Below are 25,989 nucleotides of genomic sequence, written 5' to 3' on the forward strand. Positions count from 1 at the left end.
CTGCTGCTTTCGCTGAGGATACCATTCATGCCGATCAAATTGCCATCCGCCCTGCCCGCCTATGATGTCCTGTCCAAGGAAGGCGTCATGGTGCTGGACGAGGTCACCGCCGCGCGGCAGGACATCCGCCCCTTGCGGATCGCACTGCTGAACCTGATGCCCAAGAAGATCCAGACCGAAAACCAGTTCGCCCGCCTGATCGGGGCAACGCCCTTGCAGATCGAGTTTTCGCTGATCCGCATGAGCGAACACCAGACCCGCAACACCGCCGCCGAACATATGGAGGAGTTCTACAAACCCTTCTCTGACGTGCGGGACGAAAAATATGACGGGCTCATCATCACCGGCGCGCCGATCGAACATCTGCCGTTCCACGACGTCACCTATTGGGACGAGCTCACGCAGGTCTTCGACTGGACCCAGACCAATGTGCATTCCACCTTTGGCGTTTGCTGGGGCGGGATGGCGATGATCAACTATTTCCACGGGGTCGAAAAACACCTGCTGGATCAAAAGCTGTTCGGCTGCCTGCGGCATCAGAACAAAGCGCCCAACTCGCCCTATCTGCGCGGCTTTTCGGATGATTGCGTGATCCCCGTAAGCCGCTGGACCGAAATGCGGCAGGCTGAAATCGACGCCGTGCCGGGCCTGAAAACGCTGATCACAAGCGCAGAGGCAGGACCGGCCCTAGTCGAGGATGCAGGGCACCGCGCACTCTATATCTTCAACCATTTCGAATACGACACCGGCACGCTGAAACAGGAATACGACCGCGATATCGCCAATGGCACGCCGATCAACGTGCCAGCCAATTACTATCCTGATGACGATCCGTTGAAGACGCCACAAAACCGCTGGCGAAGCCACGCGCACCTTCTATATGGCAACTGGATCAACGAGATCTATCAAACCACTTACTTCGATCTGGATAAAATTGGCACTTAAAGCTCTCTCTCTCACGGCGCTGGCGCTGGGCATCGGCGCGTTACTGACCGCTTGCACCGCCCATACCCGCGCCGAACGGTTCGAGGCGGCGTTCCCCCCCGTTGGCGATTTCGTCGAGGTGACCGGCGGGCGCGTGCATTATGTGCAGGCAGGGCAAGGCCCCGATGTGATCTTGCTGCATGGCGCGGGCGGCAATCTGCGTGACTACACCTTTTCGCTGATGGACCAGTTGTCCGACCGCTACCGTGTCACCGCCTTTGACCGCCCCGGCATGGGCTATACCGACCGTGTCCCCGGCATTGCCACCGGCCCCTTTGCCACCGAAGGCGACAGCCCTGCCGCACAGGTCGCCATGCTGCGCGAAGCTGCTGCCGCGCTTGATATCCGCGATCCGGTTGTTGTCGGGCACAGCTTTGGCGGGATTGTCGCCATGGCATGGGCCACAACCGGCCTGACGCAGGATGATCCCACCAATGCTGCCGCTGTTGTCTCTTTTGCTGGTGTGTCGATGCCTTGGCCGGGCGGTCTTGGCGCATATTACACCGTAAACGGCAGTGCGCTTGGCGGTGGTGTCGTGATCCCGCTGATCAGCGCCTTTGTCCCCAAAAGCACGGTGGACAATGTCGTCGCCGTCACCTTTGAACCCCAGTCGCCCCCCGAAGGCTATATCGACCATCTGGGCGGCGAACTCGCGCTGCGTGAACGCACGTTCCGCGCCAATGCGCGTCAGGTGAACACGCTGCGCCCCTTCGTCGTTGAAATGACAGCGCTTTATCCGCAACTGACCATCCCGATCGAGATCATCCACGGCACCGCCGACAACACGGTCCCGATCCATGTGCATGCCGAAGAGCTGATCAAGATCGCCCCCACCGCCAATCTTGTCCGGCTTGATGGCGTCGGCCACCAGCCGCATCATTCGCGCGAGCCGGAGGCAATCGCTGCTATCGACCGCGCGGCCTCCCGCGCCGGATTGCGCTAGGCGCGCTGCATGCCCATACTGGCGCGAAACAGCGCAAAGAGGGTTTCATGGAATTGCCATTCGACGGTGCGATCAGCCGCTATTTCAACAATGACGCCCCGCAGGACATCCGCGACCTGATCAAGGACAGCAAGAAGGACGACATCCTCAACCCCAGCTTTCCCTATGACAGCGAATGGGACAAGGACGGTTACGAGGATGCCATCGCCAAGTTGCAGGTCGAACTGGTACGCATGCAGGCATGGGTGCGCGACACCGGCCAGCGGATCGTCGTGGTCTTCGAAGGGCGCGATGCGGCGGGCAAGGGCGGCACGATCAAGCGGTTCCGCGAAAACCTCAACCCGCGCGGCGCCAAGCTGGTGGCCTTGCCCAAACCCAGCGATACCGAGGCCGCGCAATGGTATTTCCAGCGCTACATCGCACATCTGCCCGCCAAAGGGGAAATGACGATCTTCGACCGCAGCTGGTACAATCGCGGTGTCGTCGAACATGTTTTCGGGTTTTGTACGCCGGAACAGCGCGCCTGCTGGTTTGCGCAAGTCCCCGAATTCGAAGATATGCTGGCCAATGAAGGCATCACCATGTTCAAGATCTGGCTCAATGTCGGACGTGCGACACAGTTGCAACGCTTTCTGGACCGCGAAAAAGACCCGCTCAAGCAATGGAAACTCAGCAGGATCGACGTAGAGGGGCTGGCGCTCTGGGATGCCTATACCGATGCGATCCGCGAAACCTTGGACCGGACCCATTTGCCTTATGCGCCATGGACGGTCGTGCGGTCCGACGACAAGAAACGCGCGCGGGTGCACGTGATCCGCTCCGTCCTGCAAGCGCTTGATTACAATCGCAAAGACCCCGATGCTTTGGGTGCTGTCGATCCGCTGATCGCGGGTGGTCCCGACATCTGGCATGAGTAAACGGGGCTACCACCACGGCAACCTGCGCGCCGAACTGATCGACGGCTGCCTGCGGCTGATCGAAATGCGCGGACCCACGGGTTTCACCCTGTCCGAGGCTGCGCGCGAGGCGGGCGTCACCCCCGCCGCCGTCTATCGCCATTTCGCAGGCCGCGAGGATCTGATCGCCGCCGCCGCACAGGAAGGTTACGCCATTTTCGCGGACCTGATGGAACATGCCTTTGCAGAAGGCAAACCCACCGCCCTGTCCGCTTTCGAGGCGACGGGCCGCGCCTATCTGGCCTTTGCGCGCCGCTATCCGGGGCATTACATCGCGATGTTCGAATCGGGCGTGTCGATCAATCACAGCGCCGATCTGCACGCAGTGGCGACCCGTGCCATGGGTGTGCTGGAAAAAGCCGCCGCCGCCCTCAGCCAGCATATTCCGGCCGAAAAACGCCCGCCGCCGCAGATGTTCAGCGCCCATATCTGGGCGATGTCGCATGGCGTGGTCGAACTTTTCGCACGCGGCAATCCGGGCCGGACCAGCCCCTTTCCCCCCGATGACCTGCTCGAAACCGGCATCGGCATCTATCTGCGCGGGCTTGGCCTGCTGGACCCCGACACATAGGACACCCCCATGGACGGCACATTCGCAGTCATCTTTTTCATTGTCGGACTGACCGACACCTATCTGAACAGCTGCGCGACCGGTTGCTATAGCCTGCAGGACGCACCAGCGCGTGCGGCGGTGCAGATCAGCGATGTGGTGTTTCAGGAAGAGAGTATCACCGAAGAAATCTACGTGACCTACGACCTACCCCGCCGCTATGGCGTGTTCCAGCCGGTCGTGGGCGCGAGCGCCACCGGCGACGGCAGTCTCTGGGTTGGTGCAGGTGCCAAATGGACGACGCAAGACGTGATCGACGGGCCGTTCTTTGTCGAAGCCTCGTTCATGCCAGGGTTTTACGCCGAAGGCGACGGGCCTGACCTAGGCCTGCCGCTTGAATTCCGCGGCGCGCTCGGGGTGGGCTATATGTTCGACAATGGCGCAACACTGACAGTGCTGGCGGACCACAGGTCGAACGGCGATCTGGGCGACATCAATCCGGGGTTGGAAACCGTGGGTCTGCGGTTCGCCATGGTGCTCGACTGACCCCAACGTTCGAGCCCAAATATCCCCCGCGGAGCGCTCCGGCGCAGCCGGAGAGGTAAGGCTACCTTACGCCAGAATGACCAGCGATCGTTCGTCCCAGACCACTTTGGTATGTGTGCCGACTTCCAGCACCGGCCGCCCGATCAGGTTTTTCATCGCGATATTCAGCGGCTGGTCCACGCCCGCGATGCGCACATCGTAATAGGTCATGTCGCCGTAATACACGACCTCGTCGACCACACCGTCGATCAGCTTGCGGTCGGTCGTTTCGCCGTCGAACAGGATGGCGAGCGTTTCGGGCCGCACACCCGCCACGGCAGCGCCCTTGTGCAGCGCCATTGGTGCCTGTTCGGCATTGACGGATACACGACCGAGGCCTGCGACATCGACGACGACCGTCTCGCCGATCTCCTGCACATCGGCCGCCAAAAAGTTCATCTTGCCGATGAATTCGGCCACACGGCGCGAATTGGGGCGACGGTAGAGCGTTTCAGGATCAGCCAATTGCCCGATCTCGCCTTCGAACATGACGGCGATCCGGTCGGACATGACCAGCGCCTCTTCCTGATCATGGGTGACGAGGATGAAGGTGATGCCGACATGGCGTTGCAGGCGGATCAGTTCGACCTGCATCTGTTCGCGCATCTTTTTGTCCAACGCGGACAACGGTTCATCCAGCAACAAAACCTTGGGCTTCAGGATCAGCGCGCGTGCCAAGGCGACCCGCTGCCGCTGGCCCCCCGACAAGGCATGCGACGCGCGTTTGCCATAGCCGGCAAGACCGACCATGGTCAGCGCTTCCTCGACCATCTTGGCCTTGTCGTCCTTGGACAGGTCCGACCGTTTGCGCAGACCAAAGGCCACGTTTTCCGCGACGCTCAGATGCGGAAAGATCGCATAGGACTGGAACACCATGTTCGTGGGGCGCAGGTTGGCGGACACGCCGCGCATATCCTTGCCGCCGATCATCACCACACCGTCGGACACATCCTCCAGCCCCGCGATGGTGCGCAGCAATGTGGTCTTACCACAGCCCGACGGCCCCAGAAGCGAGAAAAACTCGCCCGCATTGATCGTCAGGTCGATCCCGCGCAGCGCGTGGTAATCGCCATAGTATTTATTGACGCCCTTGAGCGTGATCAAAGCTGTCAAAGAAAGCCCCCTTTGTCTTTCACGCCCGCACGGGCCATGCCGCGGCGGCGCAAAAGCTCTGCAATAGTCAACAGGATGATCGACAGCGCGACCAGGATCGTCCCCAGCGCCATGACGACCGGCAGGCTCGCGGGGAACCGCATCAGGCCCCAGATATAGACCGGCATCGTCGGGCTGGTGCCGGACAGGAAGAACGCGATGATGAATTCATCAAGGCTGATGGTGAAGGCGATCAGCATGCTCGAAATGATCCCCGGCATCACCAAGGGCAGCGTCACCAGCCGGAACGCCGAAAACCGGCTTTCGCCAAGGTCCATCGCGGCCTCTTCAAGGCTGGGGTCAAGGTTTTGGAAGGCCCCGTTCAGAATGGCGATGCAAAATGGCGTGCAGATCAGCACATGGGCTGCGATTATCGTCCAGTTGGACAGGCCCATGTCGAAAAGCTGCACCACGACAACCAGCAACGACACCGCGACAATGATCTCTGGCAAGACCAGCGGCAACATGATGAAGCCCATGATCCCCGCTTTGAGCGGAAAGCGGTACATGGCCCCTGCACGAGCGGCGCAGATGCCCAAAAGCGTGGACAGGATCGCCGTCATCACCGCTATGAACAGCGAATTCCTGACCGCCGTGTGCAGCGAGCTGTTGGTCATCAATTCGCCAAACCAGTCGGTCGTGAACCCCGACAGCGGAAAGGCGATGATCGTGGCGTCGTTGAACGCGAAGATCGGCAACAGCAGAATCGGCGCATACAAAAAGATCAGATAGGCGATGGCATAGACACGCAGGCTCATGACCGTCCCCGCAGCCAGCGCCGGTTGAGCAGCACGAACACAAGGCTGATTGCCGTCACCGACAGCATCGCCACGACAGCCAGCGCCGCACCCAAGGGCGCGTTGTTCAGCGCCAGAAACTGCGTCTGGATCATGTTCGCGATCAGCTTTCCGCCTGCCCCGCCCATCAGTTCCGGCGTCACATAATCCCCGATGGTCGGGATGAACACGATCAGCACCGCCGCAACCACACCCGGCATCGCCAAGGGCAGCGTCACGCGGAAGAAGGTCATCACCTTGTTTTCCCCCAGATCGCGCGATGCTTCCAGCAAGGACCGGTCGATCTTTTCCAGTGCCACGAAAATCGGCAGGATGGCAAAAGGCGCAAAAGCATGGGCCAGCGTGATTATCACCGCATTGACGTTATACAGGATAAAGGTCAGCGGCTCGTCGATCAGGCCGATGTTCAACAAACCGGTGTTGATCACACCGTTGTAGCCAAGGATCACTTTCCACAGGAAAACGCGGATCAGATAAGAGGTCCAGAAGGGAATCGTGATCAGGAACAGCCACAGCGACTTGCGGTCGGGGCGCACGTGGAAAGACACGAAATAGGCAATCGGAAAGGCCAGAAGCACCGTCACCAGTGTCACCACCGCCGAGACGTAAAGCGAACGCTGCAACAGCGCGCCAAAGATCGGTTCGTTGATGATGCGTTGGTAGTTGTTCAAGGTGAATGTCGTGTCGACATCCATGAAATTCTGCGTCCAGAAGCTGAACAGGATGATCGCCCCCAAGGGGAAGGCCATCAGCAGCAGCGCATAGAAAAACGGCGGGCTGATCAATATCAGCCCACGCCCGCCCTCAGAAGATGTCAGTTTCTTGAACATGCGCCCGATCTTCATTGTCACGTCGGAAAGATCAATACGAAAGTCGCGTCATCACCCCGATTTGCGTCATATTTTCCGCCATTTGCCACATTTTCAGCCGGTGGCGCGCCCCTGCGGAAAAACGAAAAAAGGCCCGCAGGATGCAGGCCTTTTTCCACGATATCGGGCAGCTTAACGCTTGGAGAACTGGAAGCTCTTGCGCGCTTTCGCCTTGCCGTATTTCTTGCGTTCCACAACGCGGCTGTCGCGGGTCAGGAAGCCGGCGGCTTTCAGCGCGGGGCGCAGGGATGGATCATAAAGCTGCAGTGCCTTGGACACGCCGTGCTTGACCGCACCGGCCTGACCGGAAAGACCGCCGCCCTTGACGGTGGCAACCACGTCGAACTGACCGGCGACGCCGGCGATCGAGAATGGCTGCGCCAGAATCATCTGGAGCACGGGGCGCGCGAAATAAGTCTTCATTTCCTTGCCGTTGACGGTGACCTTGCCGGAACCGGGGCGGATCCAGACGCGGGCGACCGCATCCTTGCGCTTGCCGGTGGCATAGGACCGACCCAGCGCATCGCGCACGGGTTCACGGGGGGCGGCGACGGGGGTTGGTGCCGCAGTTGCGACGCCTTCCGCGACCTGACCCAGCTCTTCGAGCGAATTGACTTGATCGGCCATTATGCGGTCCTCGTGTTCTTCGGGTTCATGGATTTGACATCCAGAACTTCGGGCTTTTGGGCTTCCATGCCATGTTCCGCGCCTGCGAAGATGCGCAGGTGGGTCATTTGCTGGCGGGACAGCTTGCCACCGGGCAGCATGCGCTGGACGGCTTTCTCGATGACGCGCTCGGGGTGCTTGCCTTCGAGGATCTCGGCCTTGGTCTTGGACTTGATCCCGCCGGGGTGGCCGGTGTGCCAGTAATAACGCTCGTCGCGCTTGTTACCGGTCATCTGGATTTTCTCGGCGTTGATCACGATCACGTTGTCGCCCATATCCATGTGCGGTGTGAAGGATGGCTTGTGCTTGCCGCGCAAGCGCATGGCGATGATCGAGGCAAGACGGCCCAGAACAACGCCTTCAGCGTCGATCAGGATCCATTTCTTGTCGATATCCGCCGGGGTAGCGGTAAAGGTTTTCATATCTCACCAGAAGGTTTGTGGTGGCGCAACGCCACGGTCATTCGGATAGGTGGCTTATAAGCGCCATAAAATGCACGTCAAGCGGGGTTGTTCCAAATTAAACATTCAAAAACAATAACTTGCAAATTAGGTATTATTATACCCCACAAATCTACACCGAAATCCGCTGTGGCGGATGGGCCAAAAGATCACGCAGCACATGCATCGCGTCCACAAAGGTCTGATGCGGCACCAGTCCGTTCACCGCAATGCGCACCGCATGGACGCTGCGCCCGTCGCGCAGGGCAAAATCATCGGCGGATTTGATGAGCACGCCTGCGGCATCGGCCGCTTGCAGAAATTCCCCGCTGCGCCAGCCCAAAGGCAGTTCCAGCCAGAGAAACGGCACGTCCTCGGACCAGTTGAGCTTGTACATGCCCAGCACATTGACGGCGGCCCTGATATCTTGTGCGATCCGGTCCCTCACCCCGTCCAGCACAGCGTCGATCCCGGGTTGGGCAAGGATATGGGCATAAAGATCGGTCATCAACCGCGTCACCCCAAAAGAACTGAAGGTCGCGGTACGCACCAGCGCCGATGTCCACCCCTGCGGGGCCAGCGCAAACCCGATCCGCAACGCCGCCGAGATGGACTTCGCCGGCGAAACCACATGCCAGCCCAGATCGGGCAGCAAGGCGCGATAGCTAGGCCCGATATGTGCCGAGCGCATTAGCCGGTAACAATCGTCATCCAGCACATGCACGCCATACCGCTGAGCGATCTGCGCGATCTGGGTCCGGCGTGCGGGGGTCGTGTGCCGCACCGTCGGGTTGCAGACCTCGGACGAGGTGCAAAAGACCTGCACGCTCTGCGACTTGATCAAAGCCTCAAAGGCCGCAGGGTCAGGCCCCTCCGCATCCCAAGGCACGCCCACCACATCGGCACGGCACATCGCAGCGGCATAGCGAAAGCCACCGTAGCTCAGCGCATCAACCGCCACGACAGGGCGCGCGCCATGCAGGATGGTCTGCAGGATCATCACGACAGCGCTTTGCCCGCCGTGGGCCGTGACGATATCGTCCACCGTAAAGGCGCCGATCCGCTCGACGCCCAGATAAGCTGCCACGGCCCTGCGCGCGGCCAGATCGGTCTGCCTGTCGGGATAACGCAGCAGATGTTCGGTCGGCATGCTGTCGGCAAGATAGTGCATCGCCTCGCGGATCATCTGCCCCTGCCCCATATCCGGCATCTTGGGGCTCAGCAGATGCGCCACATCGGCGGCATGTGACATGCGGTCATCGGCCGCCAGAATCGCAGGGCTGGCAGGGCGCAGGCTGCGCTGTGCGCTCGCCACAAAAGTGCCGCGCCCGACGACCGCGATCAGGCGGCCTTCTTCGGTCAGCAGCTGATAGGCACGCGCGACGGTCCCGGGTGTCACGCCGATCTGATAGGCCAGATCACGCACGGGGGGCAGTTTGGCCTCCGGTGCCAATTGTCCCGATAGGATTGCTTCACGGACCGCCTGTGCCAGCGCTTTGAATTTCGATTTCCCTGCGAGGCCAAGCGGTGATTTGAAAATTGTATCCGATACAATCATTTCATGGACCTTTCGTTGGCGCGTATTGTATCGTTTCCTTGTAACGTACAGCTATATTGTGTCAATACAATATGAAAGGATTGTCCCATGTCATACACGATCCAGCCAATGCAAATCGCGGTGCTGACCAGCCAGTCCCATGTGCCGGTCATGGCCGGACTGGCCTTGCGTTTCGCGGTGATCGTGACCACATGGGACCTGCGCCGGAGGACGCGTGTACATTTGCGCGACCTGCCGCCGCATCTTCTGCGCGATATTGGCCTGGACCACCCCGCGGCGATGGCCGAAGTGTCCAAGCCTTTCTGGCGGGCCTGACACCCCCGCCTCTTCCTGACTGGGCCGGGGGTTCCCGGCCCATTTTTCATGTAGGCGGGATCGCATAGGTCAGGCTGGCGCGCGCCACGGGGGCCGCCTGCCCCGCGCTAAAGATCAACGCATCCGTCACGGCGAGCGCACGGCCCAGTTTCAGCAACCGCGCCTCGCAGACCAGCATCTGGCCCGCGGCGGGCTTGCGCATGAAGTCGATGCTGCAATTGGTGGTGACCGCCAGCGCCTTGGGCCCGATATTGGCAAGGATGATCAGATAGGCGGTCACATCCGCCAGCGCGAACATCGCAGGGCCAGAAACCGTGCCGCCCGGGCGCAGGTGACGGTCCGCGACAGGCATCTGCACCGTGATCCGGTCCGCTGACAGGTCGGAAATGATGAAATCGCCCTGCACCTGCGGAAAGGCTGTTTCCAGAAACCCGTGCAGATCGGCGGCATCCATTTTTAGCGTCATCACTTCCCCTCGCACCCATGCTCGCCTAGCATGAAGCCACACATGACAAAGGACAAGCCGATGGACATCCTGCTGCGCCAAGACCGCGACCATATCGCCCATCTGACGCTGAACGCACCCGACAGGCTCAACGCGCTCTCTGACGCGATGCTGGCGGCGCTGCATGGCACGCTGGACCAGATCGCCGATGACACCGAGGTCCGCGCGGTCGTCATCGCGGGCCATGGCAAGGCCTTTTGCGCAGGCCACGATCTGCGCGAGATGCAGGCAGGGCGGCAGGCCGCCGATGGCGGGGCCGCCTATTTCGCCGATCTCTTCGCGCGCTGTGCGGCTGTGATGCAGCGGATTCAGTCGATGCCGCAGCCTGTCATCGCGCAGGTCCATGGTATTGCCACCGCCGCCGGCTGCCAGCTTGTCGCGACCTGTGACCTCGCCGTTGCGGCGGATGACACGCGCTTTGGCGTTAATGGCGTCAATATCGGGCTGTTCTGTTCCACCCCGATGGTCGCGCTCACCCGCAACATCCCCCGCAAAGCCGCGTTCGAAATGCTGTCGACAGGCCGCTTCATCCATGCAGATGAGGCCACCCGCCTTGGTCTCATCAACCGTGCGGTGCCTTTGGCAAAACTCGCTGACGAAACCCGCGCCCTTGCGCAATCCATCGCTGCCAAACTGCCCGTCGCGGTCAAGATCGGCAAATCCGCCTTCTACGATCAGGCGCAACTGACCACGGCCGAGGCCTACGCCTATACCAGCGCCGTGATGGTGGAGAACATGATGGTCCGTGACACCGACGAAGGCATCACGGCCTTCCTCGAAAAGCGCGCGCCCGACTGGTCATCTTCAGAGTAAAAATATCCCCGCCGGAGGCATAAAAGTTCTAGAGCCCGTATATCCCCGAAAACTTTGCCTCCAGATAGTCGAGCAACGGCCCCTCATGTGGCGCAAATCCGGCGGCATGGGTGATCGTCTCGACTGGTGTGCGCAGGCCGCCGAACTGTTGCAGATTGCTGCGCAGCCAGCCTGTCGCGCGTGACGTATCCCCGCGCGCCAGATCATCGTCCAGATCGGGCACCGCCGCGCGCAGGGCCTGATGCAGGCAGCCCGCATAGACATTGCCCAAGGTGTAGGTCGGGAAATAGCCGAACAGCCCTTCGGACCAATGCACATCCTGCAAGACGCCGTTGGACGGCCGGTCCACTGCGAAACCGAAATCGGCGGCAAAGCGGTCGTTCCACGCGCATTCCAGATCGTTCACCGCCAGATCACCTGACACCAGCGCGCGTTCCAGATCGAAACGCAGCAGCACATGCAGGTTATACTGCAATTCATCGGCTTCGGTGCGGATGAAGCCATCGCTGACGCGGTTGACGCAGGCGTAGAACGCATCCTCATCCGCGATGCCGAAATCCCCGAACGCATCCCGCATCTGCCCGTAAAGCCAGCCGGTGAAGGCGCGACTGCGGCCAAGCTGGTTTTCGTAAATCCGGCTCTGGCTTTCATGCACGCCCATCGATACGCCCGCCCCCAGCGGTGTCAGCAGATGCGCACGGTCGATCCCCTGTTCATAGGCGGCATGGCCGACCTCGTGGATCGTGGAATAGAAACAGTTGAACGGATCGGCGGGGTTGGTGCGCGTCGTGATCCGCACATCAAGGCCGGAACCCGACGAGAACGGATGCACCGCCTTGTCGATCCGGCCCGTGTCCAGATCATAGCCGAAGGCCAGCGCAAGCTTGGTCGACAGCGCAAGCTGCGCTGTCTCGTCGAACAAGCCGCTCAGCGCGGGCGGCTTGGGCTGGTCCAGCACGGCGGCGCGCAGGTCCACCAAGCGCGGGCGCAATGCGGCGAACATCGCACTCAGGCTCGCCCCCGTTGCGCCGGGTTCGTAGTCATCGAGCAGCGCATCATACGGGTCGGCATTGCCCGCGATGGCGGCAGCCTCTTCACGGCGCAAATCAAGCACCTGTTGCAACACAGGCAAAAACGCCGCGACATCCTCTTCCGCGCGGGCCTTGGCCCAGATGCGATGCGCGCGCGACGTGGTCTGCGCCAGCGCGGTGGCCAGCCGTGCCGGCACCTTGGTCGCGCGGTCGAAACTGCGCCGGATATGGCGCAGGTTGGCGGCAGCGACATCGTCCGCCGCCTCGGCCTTTTCCAGCCAGTCACCCACACGCGGGTCCGTGCGGCGGGCGTGCAGGATGCTGGCCATCGCGCCATGTTCCTCGGCGCGCTGCGGGCCCGCGCCATCGGGCATCATGGTTTCCTGATCCCATCCCAAACGGCCCGCGACCTGCGCCAGCGCCTCGGTGTCACGCTGGAAGGCCATCAATTCGGAATAGGCGGTCATCATGCAGTCCTCACGGATTGGGCTTTGGGATAGCGCGCCATGAACCGCGCGCGCAGGATCGTGGCCCAGAGGATCACGGCCAGAAATTGATGTGTGATCGCCAGATGCACGGGGGCCGAATAAATCACCGTCACGATCCCCAGCACGACCTGCAGCGCCATCACCGCCATCATCATGTTGAAGGACGCCCGGATATAGCGGTTGGCCGATTTGCGCGCGATCCACCAGATCACCAGTGCCCCCGCAAACAGGATATAGCCCGCCATCCGGTGCATGAACTGCACCAGCCCCGCATCCTCGAAGAAATTGCGCCAGACAGGGTCAAGGCTGAAAGGGTCCGGCGGAAAGAATCCGCCCGCCATCAGCGGCCAGTCCGGAAAGGCGCGGCCCGCGTCGATGCCAGCGACCAGCGCGCCCAGCAGAATCTGCACGAAGGCCAGCCCCACCAGCACGCCGCCCCATTTCGCCAGCCGCGCATCGCCCGACCGGCGCGCCTGTAACAGGTCAGCTGACGGGCGGCCCAGCAGATAGACATACCATGCGATGAAGCCGAAGATCACAAAAGCCAGCCCCAGATGCGTGGCAAGGCGGTAGGACGCAACGCTCAACATGCCTTCCTGCAGGCCGGATGCGACCATCCACCAGCCGATCGCCCCCTGCAAACCACCCAAGGCGCCAAGGAACAACAGCCGCCCCGTCCAGCCCGCGGGGATCTGGCGGCGCAGCAGGAAATAAAGGAACCCCAAAGCCCAGACGAGACCGATGAACCGGCCCAATTGCCGGTGGCCCCATTCCCAGTAATAAATGACCTTGAATTCATCCATGCTCATACCGCGATTCATCAGCTGGTACTGCGGGATCTGGCGGTATTTGTCGAATTCGGCCTCCCAGGCTTCGGCCGACAGCGGCGGCAAGGCCCCTGTCACCGGCGCCCATTCGGTGATCGACAGGCCACTGTCCGTCAGTCGCGTCAACCCGCCCACCGCAATCATGATGACGACCAGCGCGAACAGCGACATGAGCCACGCTCTGATCGCCAGCCGTGCACCTTGGCCCGCACGGGCGATGCCACCCGGTGTTGCGGTCTGTTTGGGGCTGTCGCCGACCTCTTCGAAAATGCTGCGCTTGGTTGCCATGGCCGTCTCCGTCTTGTTGCGGCGGAACCTAGGTCCGGCACGCCGCAAGCGCAAGCGTCAGGGTGCCACAGGGCGTCAGCCGCGGTCTTTCCAGCGCACCATCTGGCGCAGGATTCCGTGCAGCATCTGGACATCCGCACGCGTCAGCGGCATCCGCGACCACAGGTTGCGCAGGTTCATCTGCATATTCGCGGCCTTGTGGTCGGGGAAAAAGAACCCTGCCTCGTCGAGGCGGTCCTGATAATGATCAGCCAGTTTCTCGATCTCGATCTGGGTCGCCCAATCGCCCGGTGCATCATGGCGCAAAGGCACAACCTCGGTTGCAACCCGCCGCCATTCATAGCCGAGCAACAAGACGCATTGCGCAAGGTTCAGCGACGGAAAGTCCGGGTTCACCGGCACGGATATAATGGCATTGGCGCGCGCGATATCGTCGTTTTCCATGCCCGCGCGTTCGGGGCCGAACATGACGGCCACCTTGCCGCCTGCAGCGATGCGCGCATGGGCGTCCTGCATCGCGGCCTCGGGCGACATGACCGGCTTGGTCAATCCGCGCGGACGGGCGGTTGTCGCATAGACGAAATCGCAATCGGCAATCGCGGCGGCCGTATCATCGAACAGTTGCGCCTCATCGAGCAAACGGCCCGCCCCGCTTGCCATGGCGACAGCGCGCTGGTTGGGCCAGCCGTCGCGCGGGGCGATCACGCGCATCCGGTCCAGCCCGAAATTCCACATGCCGCGCGCGGCGGCCCCGATGTTTTCGCCCATCTGCGGACGGATCAGGACAAAAGCGGGCTGCGGGGTCGTCACGGGCATCAGGGCTCCTTGGATGAAACTGCGCCCTGTTACGCCGCCCCCCGCGCCAAGGCAAGCAAGGCATGGCCAAAGCGTGCGATCCCCGCTAGATACGGGCGAACCTTTCCCAGACCGGACCAACCCAGATGTCGGACGCCGCAGACACCCCGCAAATCTACCTGATCACGCCCACGGATTTCGATGTGATGACCTTTCCCGACCGGCTCGCCGCTTGTCTGGACAGCACCGAAATCGGCTGCGTCCGGCTGGCGCTCGCGACCAAAGACGACAGCAAGATCGCGCGCGCAGCCGATGCATTGCGCGCCGTGACCCATGCCCGCGACGTCGCACTGGTGATCGAAAGCCATGTGCTGATGGTCAACAGGCTGGGGCTGGACGGTGTGCACCTGCTCGATGCCGCGCGGTCGGTGAAAAAGATCCGCAAGGATCTGGGCGATGACGCCATCGTCGGCGCATTCTGCGGCAATTCGCGCCATGACGGCATGACCGCGGGCGAGCTTGGCGCCGATTACATCAGCTTTGGCCCTGTCGGCGCCTCCGGCTTGGGCGATGGACGCACCGCCGATCTAGACCTTTTCGCCTGGTGGTCGGACATGATCGAGGTGCCGGTTGTCGCCGAAGGCGCGCTCAACGCCAACCTGATCCGGCAACTCACGCCACATACCGATTTCTTCGGCATCGGCGATGAAATCTGGCGCGAAGACGACGCAACAGCAGCACTCGGCGCTCTGCTCAAGGCGATGCACCCTTAGACTTCTTTTTTCCAAAAATACGTTGCCTGTCCCGGATTTGATCCGGGAGGGTGAGGCGCGCAGCGACGAGGGGCAGCGCCCCTAGCCTGCCAACCCCGCGCGCACACGCTCCTCCAAGGCACGCGCCAGTGCCTTGCGATCAGCAAAGTCGCGGACCTGCACGGACGGGTGATAGATCACGGTTACGCCGCCTTGACGCTTTGCGGCCAGAGTGCTCAGCAGATGCGGGCCAAAGCCCATATTGCCCCACCAGCCGTAGAACCGGGCATCCGCCCCCGCGGGGGCGCGATAGCACAGGGTGACAGGCTGCACCTGCAGGTCCGCGCGCAAGGCCGGGTCCAGAAACGCCGCAAACAGCGTCGGTTTGAACGGCAGCACCTGCAATCCGTCGGTCGAGGTGCCTTCGGGGAAGAACAGCAGTTTATGCCCCGCCTGCAACCTATCGCGGAAGGTGTCGATCTGGCTTAGCGTGTCGCGGCGGTCGCGGCGGATGAACACAGTGCCGGTCGCGCGCGCCAGCCAGCCGATCCCGGGCCAGCCTGCCACCTCGGATTTCGACACGAAATAGATCCGCTTGCGCGCGTTCAGCGCAAAGATATCCAGCCAGCTTGCGTGATTGGCGACCACCGCACCCGGGCCGCGCATGGGCGTGCCGCTTGTCTGATAACCCATGCCCAGCAGCATGAAGGCCGACCGACAAACGGCTTGGGTGACAAACGGTGTCACAGGACGGCGCAGCCCGCAGAGGGGGCGCTCGATCAGGCGGATCAGCAACAAAAGCAGCAGCCCGCCAAAGACCACAAAGGCCAAAGGCACACCGCGGCGCAATACGCGCAACCAGTCGCGCCATGCCAGCGGCGGATGCCCTGGCGGAGGGGTGCCGTACCATGTGTCAGCCATGCGCAAGCGGGCGTGAATAGATCTGTTTCTGCCGCAGACTGACGCAGGATGTGGGCAGGATCAGGCAGACATCGGTGGTATTGAACGCCTCGTCCACATAGACGCCCTGCCCGACGACGCCGCCGATCCGCAGATAGGCCTTGATCAGCGCGGGCGTGTCGCGCATCGCGGCGACGCGGTCGATCCGGTCTAGCGGCAGTGGCGCGAACGCCCGCGCGCCCAGACCTGTCGCCTGCACCTGAAAGGGTGGCGGTGCGGCGTGGCGGTGGAACAAAAGGCTCAGCGGTGCAGCCAGACGCTCAAGGTCAGTACCGTGAAACGAGGCGACCCCGAACAGCACGTCGATGCCTTGTGCCTGCACGTGATCGGCCAGCGCCTGCCACAGATGCATCATGGCGATCCCGCCGCGATAGTCGCGGTGCAGGCAGGACCGGCCCAGTTCCAGCAGCTTGAGCCCAGACCGTGTCAGCGGTGCAAGGTCGAATTCGGTCGCGCAATAGAACTGGCCCGCCGCCTGCGCTGCTTCTGCATCCAGCAGGCGGTAAACGCCCACGACCTGATCCGCGTCCGGCCTTGCCAGATCGCGCAGGATCAAATGCGTGGCATGGGGATCGAATGCATCCTTTTCCAGTCGGGCGGTATGGTCCACCAGCGGGCCATCGCCGCCCAGTTCGGCCACGAACACCTCATACCGCAGGCGTTGCGCCGCCCGCAGATCGGCTGCACCCTGCGCGATCGCAACCGAAAACTGCGGCGAAGGCCGCAATGTCATTGGCAAGGTTTGAGAATTTGTACGGATGTTTGTCATTAAGGATTGGTTAACTTTTTCTTCGCCATAGTCAGACGGGTCCGCAAAGCAAATGGTTGACACAAAATCAAAAACAACTACTCAAGGTTGTGGACTGTTCGTGGTTACGATTTCCAAGACAATGTGGTTTCCATCAATGACGATCTTGCCCGCCTCTCTGAAATTCACGGTGATCCGGCCCCCGATATTGGACTGCACCTGCCCCACGCCCCAGTCGGGCTGGTGGGGATGCCGGACCAGCATACCGGGTTCGAGAATGGCGTTCATCCCTGACATTCCTGTTTTTCCTTACTGGAGCCTACGCCATGCAGCCTGATCTTGCCACACTCGTCGGCTCGCGGATTTGTCACGACCTTATCAGCCCAATCGGTGCCATCGGCAATGGGCTCGAATTGCTGTCGCTGACGGACGGTGATCAGGGGGCCGAAATGGACCTGATTTCGGACTCTGTCCAGAACGCCAATGCGCGCATCCGGTTTTACCGCATCGCTTACGGCGCGGCCAGTGCCGACCAGATGCTGAGCAGCGCCGAGGTCCTGTCGTTCATCTCGGTGCTGGCGCGTGGCGGGCGGTTTACCTATTTCTGGCAGGTGGCCGAGGATCGCCCCCGCCGCGAGGTACGTTGTGCGCTCTTGTTGCTGCAATGTTTCGAGGCGGCGATGCCTGTGGGTGGCGATATCCATGTGCAGTTCATCGACGACCGCTGGGTGCTGAGCGCGGAAAGCCTGCGTTTCAGGATCGACAACTGTCTTTGGGACCGGCTGGCCAATGGCGATACGGCCTTTCCCTATTCGGCCGCACAAGTCCAGTTCGCGCTTTTGCCGGGCCTGCTGGCCGAGGCGGGCCGGAGCCTGAAGATCAAGATGAGCAGCGACCGGATCGTCGCGCAATACTGAACGGCGGCAAGGGGCGCTGCCCCTCGTCGCTACGCGCCTCACCCCGGAGTATTTGTGGAAAAAAGAAGTCGGGGCCGTTCAGGCGCGCACGGCGCCATTACCGCTGACAAGATATTTGAAGCTGGTCAGCTGTTCGGCACCGACTGGCCCGCGCGCATGCATCTTGCCGGTGGCGATTCCGATTTCGGCACCCATGCCGAATTCGCCGCCATCGGCGAACTGGGTCGAGGCATTGTGCATCAGGATCGCGCTGTCGAGTTGGGCAAAGAAATGGGCGGCGGCCTGCGCGTCTTCGGTGATGATCGCGTCGGTGTGGTTGGACCCGAACTGGCGGATATGGGCGATGGCTTCGTCCACGCCGTCAACCAGTTTGGCCGCGCAGATCATGTCGAGAAATTCGTGGCCGAAATCATCCGGTTGCGCCTTGGTGGTGCCGGGTATCTTTGCCAGGTCGCCAGCGGCGCGCACCTCGACCCCGGCTTTCAGCAGCGCATCAATCAGCAAGGGCCCGTGCTGGGTATAGAACCGCCAATCGATCAGCAGGCATTCCATGGCACCGCAGATACCTGTGCGGCGGGTTTTGGCGTTCAGCACGATCTCCAGCGCCATGGCGGGATCGGCGGTGGCGCCGACGTAGATGTGGCAGATGCCTTCGAGATGGGCAAAGACCGGCACCCGCGCCTCGCGCTGGACAAGCCCGACAAGCCCTTTGCCGCCGCGCGGCACGATCACGTCGATATGGTCGGTGGCGGTCAGCATCGCGGACACGGCGGCACGGTCGCGGGTGGGCACAAGCTGGATCGCACTGGCGGGCAGGCCCGCCTGTTGCAGCCCGGTTTGCAGGCATTTGTGGATCGCGGTGGAGGAATGGAAACTTTCCGACCCGCCCCGCAGGATCACCGCATTGCCCGATTGCAGGCAAAGCGCGCCGGCATCCGCCGTCACGTTCGGGCGGCTTTCATAGATCACGCCGACCACGCCCAAAGGCGTGCGCACGCGGCGGATATGCAGGCCTGTGGGCATGTCCCATTCGGCGATCACCTCTCCGACGGGATCATGCTGGGCCGCGACATTGCGCAGCCCTTCGGCCATCGCACGGATGCGCGGTTCGGTCAGGATCAGGCGGTCCATCATCGCAGGGCTGAGGCCCTTTTGCTCGCCGTAAACCTGATCTTCGGCATTGGCGTCGAGGATTTCCATGATGTTGTCGCAGATCGCATCCGCCGCCCCGATCAGCGCGGCATATTTGCGTTCCGATCCGGTGGTGGCCAGAACGGTGGCGGCAGCGCGCGCATCGGCGCCGATTTTTGCCATCAGGGTTTGGATCTCTGTCATGTTCTGTCCTTACAGCACCATATCGTCGCGATGCACCAAGGCGGCGCGGCCTTCGTAACCCAGTATCGCTGCAATTTCGGTCGAGCGGCGGCCCATGATCTGGCGCGCTTCGGCGCTGGTATAGCGGGTCAGGCCCTGCCCCAGATGCACGCCCGCTGCATCGGCGATGGTGATGACCTCGCCGCGCCCGAAACTGCCGATGATCCCCGTCACGCCCGCAGGCAGCAGGCTCTTGCCTGACACCAGCGCCTTGCCCGCACCGTCATCCACCGTCACCGTGCCGCGTGGTTTCATCGCGGCGATCCAGCGTTTGCGCGCGGCTTGCGGGTCGACCTGCGCGGTGAACCAAGTGCTGCGCGCGCCGTCGGCCAGCGCCTTGAGCGGGTGCAGGTCTGTGCCAAGGGCGATGGCCATGGCACAGCCGCCTTCGGTCGCGATTTTTGCGGCCATGATTTTGGTAATCATCCCGCCTTTGGACAGGGCAGATCCGACATCGCCGGCCATGCCTTCGATCTCGGTCGTGATTTTATCAACAATGGCAAGGTGTTGCGCGGCGCTGTCGATCTTGGGGTTGCCGGTGTAAAGCCCGTCCACATCCGACAACAGCACCAGCTGATCCGCCCCGATGGTCACAGCGACCTGCGCGGCAAGCCGGTCATTGTCGCCATAGCGGATCTCATCGGTGGCGATGGTGTCGTTTTCGTTGACGATGGGCACGACGCCGAAGCCGAGCATGGTTTCCATCGTGGCTCGACTGTTGAGATACCGTCGTCTATCTTGAGAATCCTCAAGCGTGACAAGGACTTGGCCCGCGATGATGCCATGCGGGGCGAGCACCTGTTCATAGGCCCGCGCCAGCCGGATCTGGCCCACGGCGGCGGCGGCCTGTGACTGTTCCAGCGCCAGTGCAGCCTGCGGCAGACCCAGAACACCGCGCCCCAAGGCGATGGAACCGGAGGAGACAAGGATCACATCTGCCCCGCGCGCCTTGATCTGCGCCACATCGGCGGCGAGCGATGTCAGCCAGTCCTGCCGCAAGGCCCCTGTCGCGGCATCGACCAGCAAGGCCGAGCCGATCTTGACGACCAGCCGTTTTGCGTCGCTTAAGGTTGCCATTCGGGGTCATCCGTGGCGGCGTCTGCGGTGCGGTGGCGCAGGCGGTTGTCGTCGATCTCTGCGCGCAACGCGCGCAGCACGTCGGTGATCCCTTCGCGGCTGACGCCGGACATCAGCATCACGGGGCCGACGGCGACCTCGGCCAACTCATCGCGCAGAAATGCACGTTCTTCCTCGTCCAGCGCGTCGATCTTGTTCAGCACGGTGATGCGCGGCTTGTCGGCCAAATCACCGCCGTATTGTTCCAGTTCGTGAATGATCGTCACCAGATCACCCGCCGGATCGCCGGATGTCCCGTCGATCAGATGCAACAGCACCGCACAGCGTTCGACATGGCCAAGGAACATATCGCCCAGACCGCGCCCTTCGCTGGCGCCCGCGATCAGGCCGGGGATGTCGGCGACCACGAATTCCACATCATCCACGCCGACGACGCCGAGGTTGGGGACCAAAGTGGTAAACGGATAATCCGCGACCTTGGGGCGCGCGTTGGAGGTTGCCGCCAGAAAGGTGGATTTGCCCGCATTGGGCATGCCCAAAAGGCCCACATCCGCGATCAGTTTCAACCGCAGCCAGATCGTGCGCTCGATCGCCTCTTGCCCCGGATTGGCGCGGCGGGGGGCCTGATTGGTGGCTGTCTTGAAATGCAGGTTGCCCCAGCCGCCATTGCCGCCCTTGGCGATGATGACGCGCTGGCCGACCTCGGTCAGGTCGGCGATGACGGTTTCCTCGTCCTCGTCGATGATCTCGGTGCCGACGGGAACGCGCAGGACCTTGTCCTCGCCATCCTTGCCGGTGCGCTGGCTGCCCATGCCGTGCTGGCCGCTGCCCGCGAAAAAGTGCTGCTGATAGCGGAAATCGATCAGCGTGTTCAGCCCGTCGACAGCCTCGACGATCACATCGCCGCCATCACCGCCGTCGCCGCCGTCAGGCCCGCCATATTCGATGAACTTTTCGCGGCGGAAGGAAATACAGCCCGCACCACCGGCACCGGACCGGATATAGACCTTGGCAAGATCGAGAAACTTCATAGGTTCGGGCTTTCTGGGCTGTTCAGCGCAGGCGATAGTCTATTGTGCCGCGCTTCTCAAGCCATGCCAATCGGAACGGGCCAGACGATAGTAATGGCACAGAACAGGCAGCCGCCGCGCGACGCTGTGTTCATAGCGGGTCTGGACATGCGCAAACCCGCATTTTTGCAGGACCCGGGCCGATGCGGCGTTGTCTTGCCAGATTGACGCGACAAGATGTGGCCAGTCATAGGTAGCAAAGGCATGGGTGATCGCATCTGCGCAGGCGCGGGTCATGACGCCTTTGCCCTGCGCCTGTGGCGACAGTTTGTAGCCAAGGATTCCCTTTGTGACGGCAACTGACCCGATCATCCAGTCGTCCTGACAGATCGCCCAGACAAACCCTTCGCCGCCATAGGCCTGACAGCGCGCGCGCGTGAAGGCAGGCTGGGGCGGCCAAGGGTAACTCCCCAGTTGGCGCACAACCGACCAGTCGCTGACGATTGTATGCATCGCGTCGAAATCACCGGCTTGCGGGGGGCGGTAGGTCAGATCAGCCATTGGTTTGGTTCCAGGTTGCCCAGGTCAGCTCCATCCTTTGCAGCGCAACGGGCGCGTCAGCGTTTACCGGCATGATTGTTTCGATATGGGTGTCGGTAAAGCCCAACTTCGTGAGGATCGCGCGCGATGCGGCATTCCCTGCAAAATACCCAGATAGGACGGGCGCGGTTTGATCGGTGAAATACCACGTCAGCACCGCGCGCGCTGCCTCGGTCATCACCCCCTGCCGGTGATACGCCTGAGCCAGCCAATAGCCCAGATCTGGTTTGACCGAAATCAGACCGATCAGCCCGGCCCCCTGATCGATCGCCCAATGGGCATCGTCAGGACTATGTTGCACCATCTCGATGAAGCTATCCGCATCCGCGAGCGTATAGGGAAACGGCACCTGTGACAGCCAGCGTGTCACATCCCAGTTGCGCAGTGTATCCGTGATCGCGGTACTGTCCGACGCAGCCAGAGGGCGCAGCGTCAGCCGCGCCGTCTGCAAAATCGGAACAGTCACTGCCCTGTTTTCAGCGTATAGGTCCAGGTCGGCACGGTCGCCCCGCGCGAGACGGAAAACGCCTCTGCGTCGCCCAGATAGTCAAAGCCGCAATTGGTCAGCACGCGGGCGGAACCGGGGTTGTCCTGAAACACCTCGGCGAAAATGCGTTCGGACTGATGCGGGTTCGCGGCGATCAGGGCGCGCACGGCCTCGGAGGCATAGCCCGTGTTCCAGAAGGCCGGTGCGATCCAGTAGAAAATTTCCGATTGCGCGCGGTCCATGCGTTCAAGGCTGATCAGCCCCAATGCTTCGGCATGGCCATTGGCGGACCCGTCGATGATCCAGACATCCTCGGTCCGGTCGGGGCGCAGGGCGCGTTCGATCATGGCCTCGACCGTGCCGGGGGGCAAGGGATGGGGCACAGACCGTGTGCCGCGCGCGACGCGGTCGTCGCTGGCATACATGGCAATCAGCCCTGCATCCGATTTGCGGCACGGGCGCAGGATGAAACGATCCGACGGGATCGTCTGCTGCACGGCGATTTCCTCGTGGATCATGTTTTCCCTCCTCGAAAACAAGCCAGTTTGGCGCTGTCTAGACCGACATGGTGGCGATTTTGTGAATAAAAAAGGGGACCGGTGAAAACCGATCCCCTCAAATGTTCGTGCTTGAGATTTTCGGCTTACTCTGCGGCCTCCGCCACAGGGAGAACCGAAATAAAGGTGCGGCCTTTCAGGCCCTTGTGAAACTTCACGGCACCTTCGGCTGTTGCAAAGATCGTGTGATCCTTGCCCATGCCGACGCCCATGCCTGGCCACATCTTTGTGCCGCGCTGGCGCATGATGATGTTGCCGGGGATGACGGCTTCGCCGCCGAATTTCTTCACACCAAGACGACGACCCGCAGAGTCGCGTCCGTTACGGGATGAACCGCCTGCTTTTTTATGTGCCATCTCGTCTCTCCTTAAGCTTTGGACAGCTCGGCTGCTTGCGCAACCCAGCCTTCACGTTCGATGCGGCCTTTGAACGACAGCTTTTCGTTGAACGCAGCGATATCCTCTTCGGACCAGGCTGCGATCTGCGCAAATGTCGTCACGCCAGCGGCATGCAATTTCTTTTCCAGTGCAGGGCCGACGCCCGACAGCAGTTTCAGGTCGTCGCCACCGGCAGGAGCTGCGGCGGCTTTGGGCGCTGCGGCTTTCTTGGGCTTAGCGATGCCTTTGGGATTCACGCGGGGCGTGATTTCCATCTTGATGCCGGCACCGGACACTGCGGCCATCACGCCGGATTTGTCGGCACCTGTTTCCAGAATGTCGGCGATCCGCACCAGCGTCAGTTGCTGACGGTGGCCTTTCTTGCGCTGGCTGCCGTGCTTACGGCGGCGTTTGACGTAGTTGATGGTCTTTTCGCCCTTGATCTGGTCGATCACCTCGGCCTGCACGCCTGCGCCCGCAACCAAAGGAGCACCAACAGTCGAGCCGACCATCAGAATCTCGTTGAACTGGATCTTGTCGCCGGCTTTTGCTGCCAACTTTTCGACGCGCAGAACGTCGCCAGAAGCGACCTTGTACTGCTTGCCGCCGGTTTTGAGAACCGCAAACATATGTTATTCCTTCATTTTCCGCGTCATTGAGGCCCCGGAATGGTCCGGCGTTTGGTGCCTGTGGACTGCGCGCCCGTAGGCGTCATTTCGCACAAATCCCGACAAAACCCTTGTCGAGATGGCGGCTTATCAGTCCAATGCCCCTGTAAGTCAAGCCAAAAGAAGGTGAAAAACCCCCATGCGCCCTGCCCTGATCCTGCCGCTGATCCTTGCCGCCTGCACCACGGACCCCAGCAATCCCGGTATGCCGGTGTTCACTCCGCTGACCGCCATGACCGACCCCGGCTATGCGCAAAAGCGCGGGCAGGTCGAGATTATCGTCAAGACCAATTATGACGCCATCCGCCGCGACATCGACGCAGGCGGCGGGCCTGTGCTGGTGGCGGCGATGGATGCGGCGGGTGTGCCGATGCAGGACAGGCCCACCCGCGTGATCCAGTTGCAGTCCGACATGGGGCTTTACGATGTGAACCCCGGCGCGCTGGTCACGGCGCTGATGGTCTTCGGCGGCTAGAAGCTGCCGACCGTGCTGTCGCGGAAGGCCACCAGATCCCAGAACGCCTTGGACCGCGCGATATCATTGGCCAGATCAGTCGGCACGCCGCGCGCGATCATCCGGTTGTAAAGGTCTTGCGGAAAGCCGGGTGATACGGATGGCACGCTGACCATCGGGTTGATGTCGGTGGGGCGCGCTGCAGCATCGGCGGGACACCCGCGGGTCGGATCGCCATTGGCGCTGCGGCCATCGGCGCGCAGTTTTTGCACGGCCGCGAAATAGATTGCGCATTCGTTGAACACCAGCCGTTCCTGACGCGGATCGCCTGTCGGCAATGCGGGGTCGACCGAAACCAGAGGCGCCTGTGCGCCACATCCGGCCAGAAGTCCAAGAACGAGTGCGGCAGTCAGTTTCAGTTGCAAAGTCCTGTTCCCTCTTTTTGATCAGGGCGCACCATACCGCGTTTCGCCCGCTTGCCAAGTCCGGTTACAGGTCCTGACTGATGATGAAGCCGGAAGCCGCCGTTCCCAGATCGCGCGACACGCGCATGAACATCTCGTCAAACGCAGTGAACAGTGCCGCCGTCAGGGCGCGCCCGTCCGGCGTCTGGCTGAATGTGGTCAGCTCCACCAGTTCGGCATCGCTCAATGGGGCATAGGCCAGCAGCAGAAAGGCATAGAGCCATTCGGTCGTGCTTGCGCGGATTTCCTCCTCTTGTGCCCAGACATCGGCAAGCAGATCGTTGGCAGTCACACCCGGCAAGGTGGCACCCCCCGCGACAAGCGCGTCGATGAAAGCATAGTTGGAATTGAGCCCGCCGACGACATTGGCCTCGATCAGATCGTTGGCGGCGATGAAATCGGTGATCAGGTCAAAGCGCGGCGTTTCGGCCAGCGCTTCTTCGGCGGCAAAAGCCTTGGCTGCGGCGTCCAGCGTGGGGTCCAGCATCGCCTCGCGCGCGCCCACCTCCAGCGTGACAATCCGCTGGCCAAGGTCAGAGCGGTAGAATTCGAGCATCGGCGTCACGTCCTGCCCGTCAAGGGCTGCGACAAAAGCCGCGCGCATCTCGGCCACCATCGCGTCGGTGTCATAGATGCGCGCCACGTGATCGGCCCACCGCGGTGTCATGCCGGACGGGAACATGTCACGCGCGATCGTCTCGCCGTAATCCATCCCCTCCTCGCCCATCACGACAACGATTTCCGGCAGACCCACTGCATCGAACAGGGCATCGGCATCCCCGGCCTGGGCAAAGGCCGCCCCCGCGAAGGTCAGCGAGGTGGCTAGCGACAAAAACAGGCGGCGCAACATGGTCGGTCCTTTCGGTCTTGGGCGAACTCAGGACCGACAAACACGATTTTTGCGGCAATGCCCATGCAATTCTAAGTGAGAGCGTTTTGCCCCTTGCGCTGCGCCGCGCGGCACATTATTCCGCCACCACCG

Annotated in this window: 33 protein-coding genes; 10 read left to right on the plus strand and 23 right to left on the minus strand. The window is 61.8% G+C overall.

The window, feature by feature from the left end:
- The first annotated feature begins 27 nt into the window (after window positions 1-27).
- The 5 genes from metA to VCK47_RS01840 are packed head-to-tail and all read left to right on the plus strand — an operon-like array spanning window position 28 to window position 3,979.
- A complete protein-coding gene (gene metA / locus VCK47_RS01820) occupies window positions 28-945 on the plus strand; it encodes a homoserine O-acetyltransferase MetA (protein WP_322889022.1) in 918 nt (305 codons plus the stop codon).
- A complete protein-coding gene (locus tag VCK47_RS01825; RefSeq protein WP_322889023.1) occupies window positions 935-1,927 on the plus strand; it encodes an alpha/beta hydrolase in 993 nt (330 codons plus the stop codon). Before metA ends, VCK47_RS01825 begins: the two co-directional genes overlap by 11 nt.
- Before the next feature lie 47 nt (window positions 1,928-1,974).
- Window positions 1,975-2,844: a polyphosphate kinase 2 gene (gene ppk2, locus VCK47_RS01830; RefSeq protein WP_322889024.1), complete on the plus strand. Its 870-nt coding sequence runs from the start codon at window positions 1,975-1,977 to the stop codon at window positions 2,842-2,844.
- On the plus strand, window positions 2,837-3,454 hold the full coding sequence (locus VCK47_RS01835) for a TetR/AcrR family transcriptional regulator (protein WP_322889025.1): 618 nt from the start codon (window positions 2,837-2,839) through the stop codon (window positions 3,452-3,454). Before ppk2 ends, VCK47_RS01835 begins: the two co-directional genes overlap by 8 nt.
- Window positions 3,455-3,463: 9 nt before the next feature.
- Entirely contained in the window at window positions 3,464-3,979 is a 516-nt protein-coding gene (locus VCK47_RS01840; protein ID WP_322889026.1) for an acyloxyacyl hydrolase, read from the plus strand.
- 66 nt (window positions 3,980-4,045) lie between these two features.
- On the opposite strand, the gene VCK47_RS01845 is transcribed toward VCK47_RS01840, so the two are convergent.
- From VCK47_RS01845 to VCK47_RS01870, 6 genes are all read right to left on the minus strand, one after another.
- Window positions 4,046-5,131 carry an ABC transporter ATP-binding protein gene (locus VCK47_RS01845; protein WP_322889027.1) on the minus strand — a complete coding sequence of 362 codons (1,086 nt, stop codon included), beginning with the start codon at window positions 5,129-5,131 and terminating at the stop codon, window positions 4,046-4,048.
- Complete coding sequence (locus VCK47_RS01850) at window positions 5,128-5,928, minus strand: ABC transporter permease (protein WP_322889028.1); 801 nt, start codon at window positions 5,926-5,928, stop codon at window positions 5,128-5,130. Before VCK47_RS01850 ends, VCK47_RS01845 begins: the two co-directional genes overlap by 4 nt.
- Window positions 5,925-6,797: an ABC transporter permease gene (locus VCK47_RS01855; protein WP_322889029.1), complete on the minus strand. Its 873-nt coding sequence runs from the start codon at window positions 6,795-6,797 to the stop codon at window positions 5,925-5,927. Before VCK47_RS01855 ends, VCK47_RS01850 begins: the two co-directional genes overlap by 4 nt.
- 171 nt (window positions 6,798-6,968) lie before the next feature.
- A complete protein-coding gene (gene rpsI, locus VCK47_RS01860; protein ID WP_322889030.1) occupies window positions 6,969-7,463 on the minus strand; it encodes a 30S ribosomal protein S9 in 495 nt (164 codons plus the stop codon).
- Window positions 7,463-7,924, minus strand: a complete 462-nt coding sequence (gene rplM, locus VCK47_RS01865; protein WP_007204844.1) for a 50S ribosomal protein L13 — start codon at window positions 7,922-7,924, stop codon at window positions 7,463-7,465. The genes rpsI and rplM overlap by 1 nt, the downstream gene beginning before the upstream one ends.
- Window positions 7,925-8,075: 151 nt before the next feature.
- A complete protein-coding gene (locus tag VCK47_RS01870; RefSeq protein WP_322889031.1) occupies window positions 8,076-9,500 on the minus strand; it encodes a PLP-dependent aminotransferase family protein in 1,425 nt (474 codons plus the stop codon).
- 87 nt (window positions 9,501-9,587) lie between these two features.
- On the opposite strand from VCK47_RS01870, the gene VCK47_RS01875 reads away from it, so the two are divergent.
- On the plus strand, window positions 9,588-9,815 hold the full coding sequence (locus VCK47_RS01875) for a DUF1127 domain-containing protein (protein WP_322889032.1): 228 nt from the start codon (window positions 9,588-9,590) through the stop codon (window positions 9,813-9,815).
- Between the two features lie 46 nt (window positions 9,816-9,861).
- On the opposite strand, the gene VCK47_RS01880 is transcribed toward VCK47_RS01875, so the two are convergent.
- Window positions 9,862-10,281 (minus strand): PaaI family thioesterase, encoded by a 420-nt coding sequence (locus tag VCK47_RS01880; protein ID WP_322889033.1) that lies wholly within the window; start codon window positions 10,279-10,281, stop codon window positions 9,862-9,864.
- 42 nt (window positions 10,282-10,323) lie between these two features.
- On the opposite strand from VCK47_RS01880, the gene VCK47_RS01885 reads away from it, so the two are divergent.
- Window positions 10,324-11,133 carry an enoyl-CoA hydratase gene (locus VCK47_RS01885; protein WP_322889034.1) on the plus strand — a complete coding sequence of 270 codons (810 nt, stop codon included), beginning with the start codon at window positions 10,324-10,326 and terminating at the stop codon, window positions 11,131-11,133.
- Between the two features lie 28 nt (window positions 11,134-11,161).
- Here VCK47_RS01885 and VCK47_RS01890 read toward each other — a convergent pair whose 3' ends face one another.
- The 3 genes from VCK47_RS01890 to VCK47_RS01900 all read right to left on the minus strand — a co-directional run bounded on the left by VCK47_RS01890 (window position 11,162) and on the right by VCK47_RS01900 (window position 14,583).
- Window positions 11,162-12,631: a carboxypeptidase M32 gene (locus VCK47_RS01890; RefSeq protein WP_322889035.1), complete on the minus strand. Its 1,470-nt coding sequence runs from the start codon at window positions 12,629-12,631 to the stop codon at window positions 11,162-11,164.
- On the minus strand, window positions 12,631-13,767 hold the full coding sequence (gene ctaA, locus VCK47_RS01895) for a heme A synthase (protein WP_322889036.1): 1,137 nt from the start codon (window positions 13,765-13,767) through the stop codon (window positions 12,631-12,633). The genes VCK47_RS01890 and ctaA overlap by 1 nt, the downstream gene beginning before the upstream one ends.
- 75 nt (window positions 13,768-13,842) lie before the next feature.
- Entirely contained in the window at window positions 13,843-14,583 is a 741-nt protein-coding gene (locus VCK47_RS01900; protein WP_322889037.1) for an RNA methyltransferase, read from the minus strand.
- A 125-nt stretch (window positions 14,584-14,708) separates the two neighbouring features.
- Here VCK47_RS01900 and VCK47_RS01905 point away from each other — a divergent pair, with 125 nt between their 5' ends.
- Entirely contained in the window at window positions 14,709-15,335 is a 627-nt protein-coding gene (locus tag VCK47_RS01905) for a thiamine phosphate synthase (protein WP_322889038.1), read from the plus strand.
- Between the two features lie 81 nt (window positions 15,336-15,416).
- Here the strand turns inward: VCK47_RS01905 and VCK47_RS01910 are convergent, their stop codons facing one another.
- From VCK47_RS01910 to VCK47_RS01920, 3 genes are all read right to left on the minus strand, one after another.
- Window positions 15,417-16,235 carry a lysophospholipid acyltransferase family protein gene (locus VCK47_RS01910; RefSeq protein WP_322889039.1) on the minus strand — a complete coding sequence of 273 codons (819 nt, stop codon included), beginning with the start codon at window positions 16,233-16,235 and terminating at the stop codon, window positions 15,417-15,419.
- Window positions 16,228-17,007 carry a GNAT family N-acetyltransferase gene (locus tag VCK47_RS01915; protein WP_322889040.1) on the minus strand — a complete coding sequence of 260 codons (780 nt, stop codon included), beginning with the start codon at window positions 17,005-17,007 and terminating at the stop codon, window positions 16,228-16,230. The genes VCK47_RS01910 and VCK47_RS01915 overlap by 8 nt, the downstream gene beginning before the upstream one ends.
- A gap of 117 nt (window positions 17,008-17,124) precedes the next feature.
- Entirely contained in the window at window positions 17,125-17,319 is a 195-nt protein-coding gene (locus VCK47_RS01920) for a DUF3553 domain-containing protein (RefSeq protein ID WP_322889041.1), read from the minus strand.
- A 29-nt stretch (window positions 17,320-17,348) separates the two neighbouring features.
- Here VCK47_RS01920 and VCK47_RS01925 point away from each other — a divergent pair, with 29 nt between their 5' ends.
- Entirely contained in the window at window positions 17,349-17,939 is a 591-nt protein-coding gene (locus VCK47_RS01925) for a histidine phosphotransferase family protein (protein ID WP_322889042.1), read from the plus strand.
- 78 nt (window positions 17,940-18,017) lie between these two features.
- On the opposite strand, the gene VCK47_RS01930 is transcribed toward VCK47_RS01925, so the two are convergent.
- The 8 genes from VCK47_RS01930 to VCK47_RS01965 form a co-directional block, all read right to left on the minus strand.
- On the minus strand, window positions 18,018-19,274 hold the full coding sequence (locus VCK47_RS01930) for a glutamate-5-semialdehyde dehydrogenase (RefSeq protein WP_322889043.1): 1,257 nt from the start codon (window positions 19,272-19,274) through the stop codon (window positions 18,018-18,020).
- Window positions 19,275-19,283: 9 nt separating this feature from the next.
- Window positions 19,284-20,390, minus strand: a complete 1,107-nt coding sequence (proB, locus tag VCK47_RS01935) for a glutamate 5-kinase (RefSeq protein WP_322889044.1) — start codon at window positions 20,388-20,390, stop codon at window positions 19,284-19,286.
- The gene (obgE, locus tag VCK47_RS01940; protein WP_322889045.1) at window positions 20,378-21,421 is read right to left on the minus strand and encodes a GTPase ObgE; all 1,044 of its coding nucleotides are present in this window, start codon (window positions 21,419-21,421) and stop codon (window positions 20,378-20,380) included. Before obgE ends, proB begins: the two co-directional genes overlap by 13 nt.
- A gap of 39 nt (window positions 21,422-21,460) precedes the next feature.
- The gene (locus tag VCK47_RS01945) at window positions 21,461-21,961 is read right to left on the minus strand and encodes a GNAT family N-acetyltransferase (RefSeq protein ID WP_322889046.1); all 501 of its coding nucleotides are present in this window, start codon (window positions 21,959-21,961) and stop codon (window positions 21,461-21,463) included.
- Window positions 21,954-22,466, minus strand: coding sequence for a GNAT family N-acetyltransferase (locus VCK47_RS01950; protein ID WP_322889047.1), 513 nt, complete (start codon window positions 22,464-22,466; stop codon window positions 21,954-21,956). Before VCK47_RS01950 ends, VCK47_RS01945 begins: the two co-directional genes overlap by 8 nt.
- Complete coding sequence (locus tag VCK47_RS01955) at window positions 22,463-23,005, minus strand: GNAT family N-acetyltransferase (RefSeq protein WP_322889048.1); 543 nt, start codon at window positions 23,003-23,005, stop codon at window positions 22,463-22,465. The genes VCK47_RS01950 and VCK47_RS01955 overlap by 4 nt, the downstream gene beginning before the upstream one ends.
- Window positions 23,006-23,130: 125 nt before the next feature.
- Window positions 23,131-23,400 (minus strand): 50S ribosomal protein L27, encoded by a 270-nt coding sequence (rpmA, locus tag VCK47_RS01960; protein WP_026352164.1) that lies wholly within the window; start codon window positions 23,398-23,400, stop codon window positions 23,131-23,133.
- An 11-nt stretch (window positions 23,401-23,411) separates the two neighbouring features.
- Window positions 23,412-24,050: a 50S ribosomal protein L21 gene (locus tag VCK47_RS01965; RefSeq protein WP_322889049.1), complete on the minus strand. Its 639-nt coding sequence runs from the start codon at window positions 24,048-24,050 to the stop codon at window positions 23,412-23,414.
- Window positions 24,051-24,228: 178 nt separating this feature from the next.
- Here VCK47_RS01965 and VCK47_RS01970 point away from each other — a divergent pair, with 178 nt between their 5' ends.
- A complete protein-coding gene (locus VCK47_RS01970) occupies window positions 24,229-24,564 on the plus strand; it encodes a hypothetical protein (protein WP_322889050.1) in 336 nt (111 codons plus the stop codon).
- On the opposite strand, the gene VCK47_RS01975 is transcribed toward VCK47_RS01970, so the two are convergent.
- Window positions 24,561-24,968 carry a hypothetical protein gene (locus tag VCK47_RS01975; RefSeq protein WP_322889051.1) on the minus strand — a complete coding sequence of 136 codons (408 nt, stop codon included), beginning with the start codon at window positions 24,966-24,968 and terminating at the stop codon, window positions 24,561-24,563. The genes VCK47_RS01970 and VCK47_RS01975 overlap by 4 nt on opposite strands.
- Before the next feature lie 64 nt (window positions 24,969-25,032).
- Entirely contained in the window at window positions 25,033-25,857 is an 825-nt protein-coding gene (locus VCK47_RS01980) for a DUF2059 domain-containing protein (protein WP_322889052.1), read from the minus strand.
- Window positions 25,858-25,989 lie beyond the last annotated feature (132 nt).

The sequence above is a fragment of the Yoonia sp. 72 genome (genome assembly GCF_034652275.1).
Taxonomy (GTDB): Bacteria; Pseudomonadota; Alphaproteobacteria; order Rhodobacterales; family Rhodobacteraceae; genus Yoonia.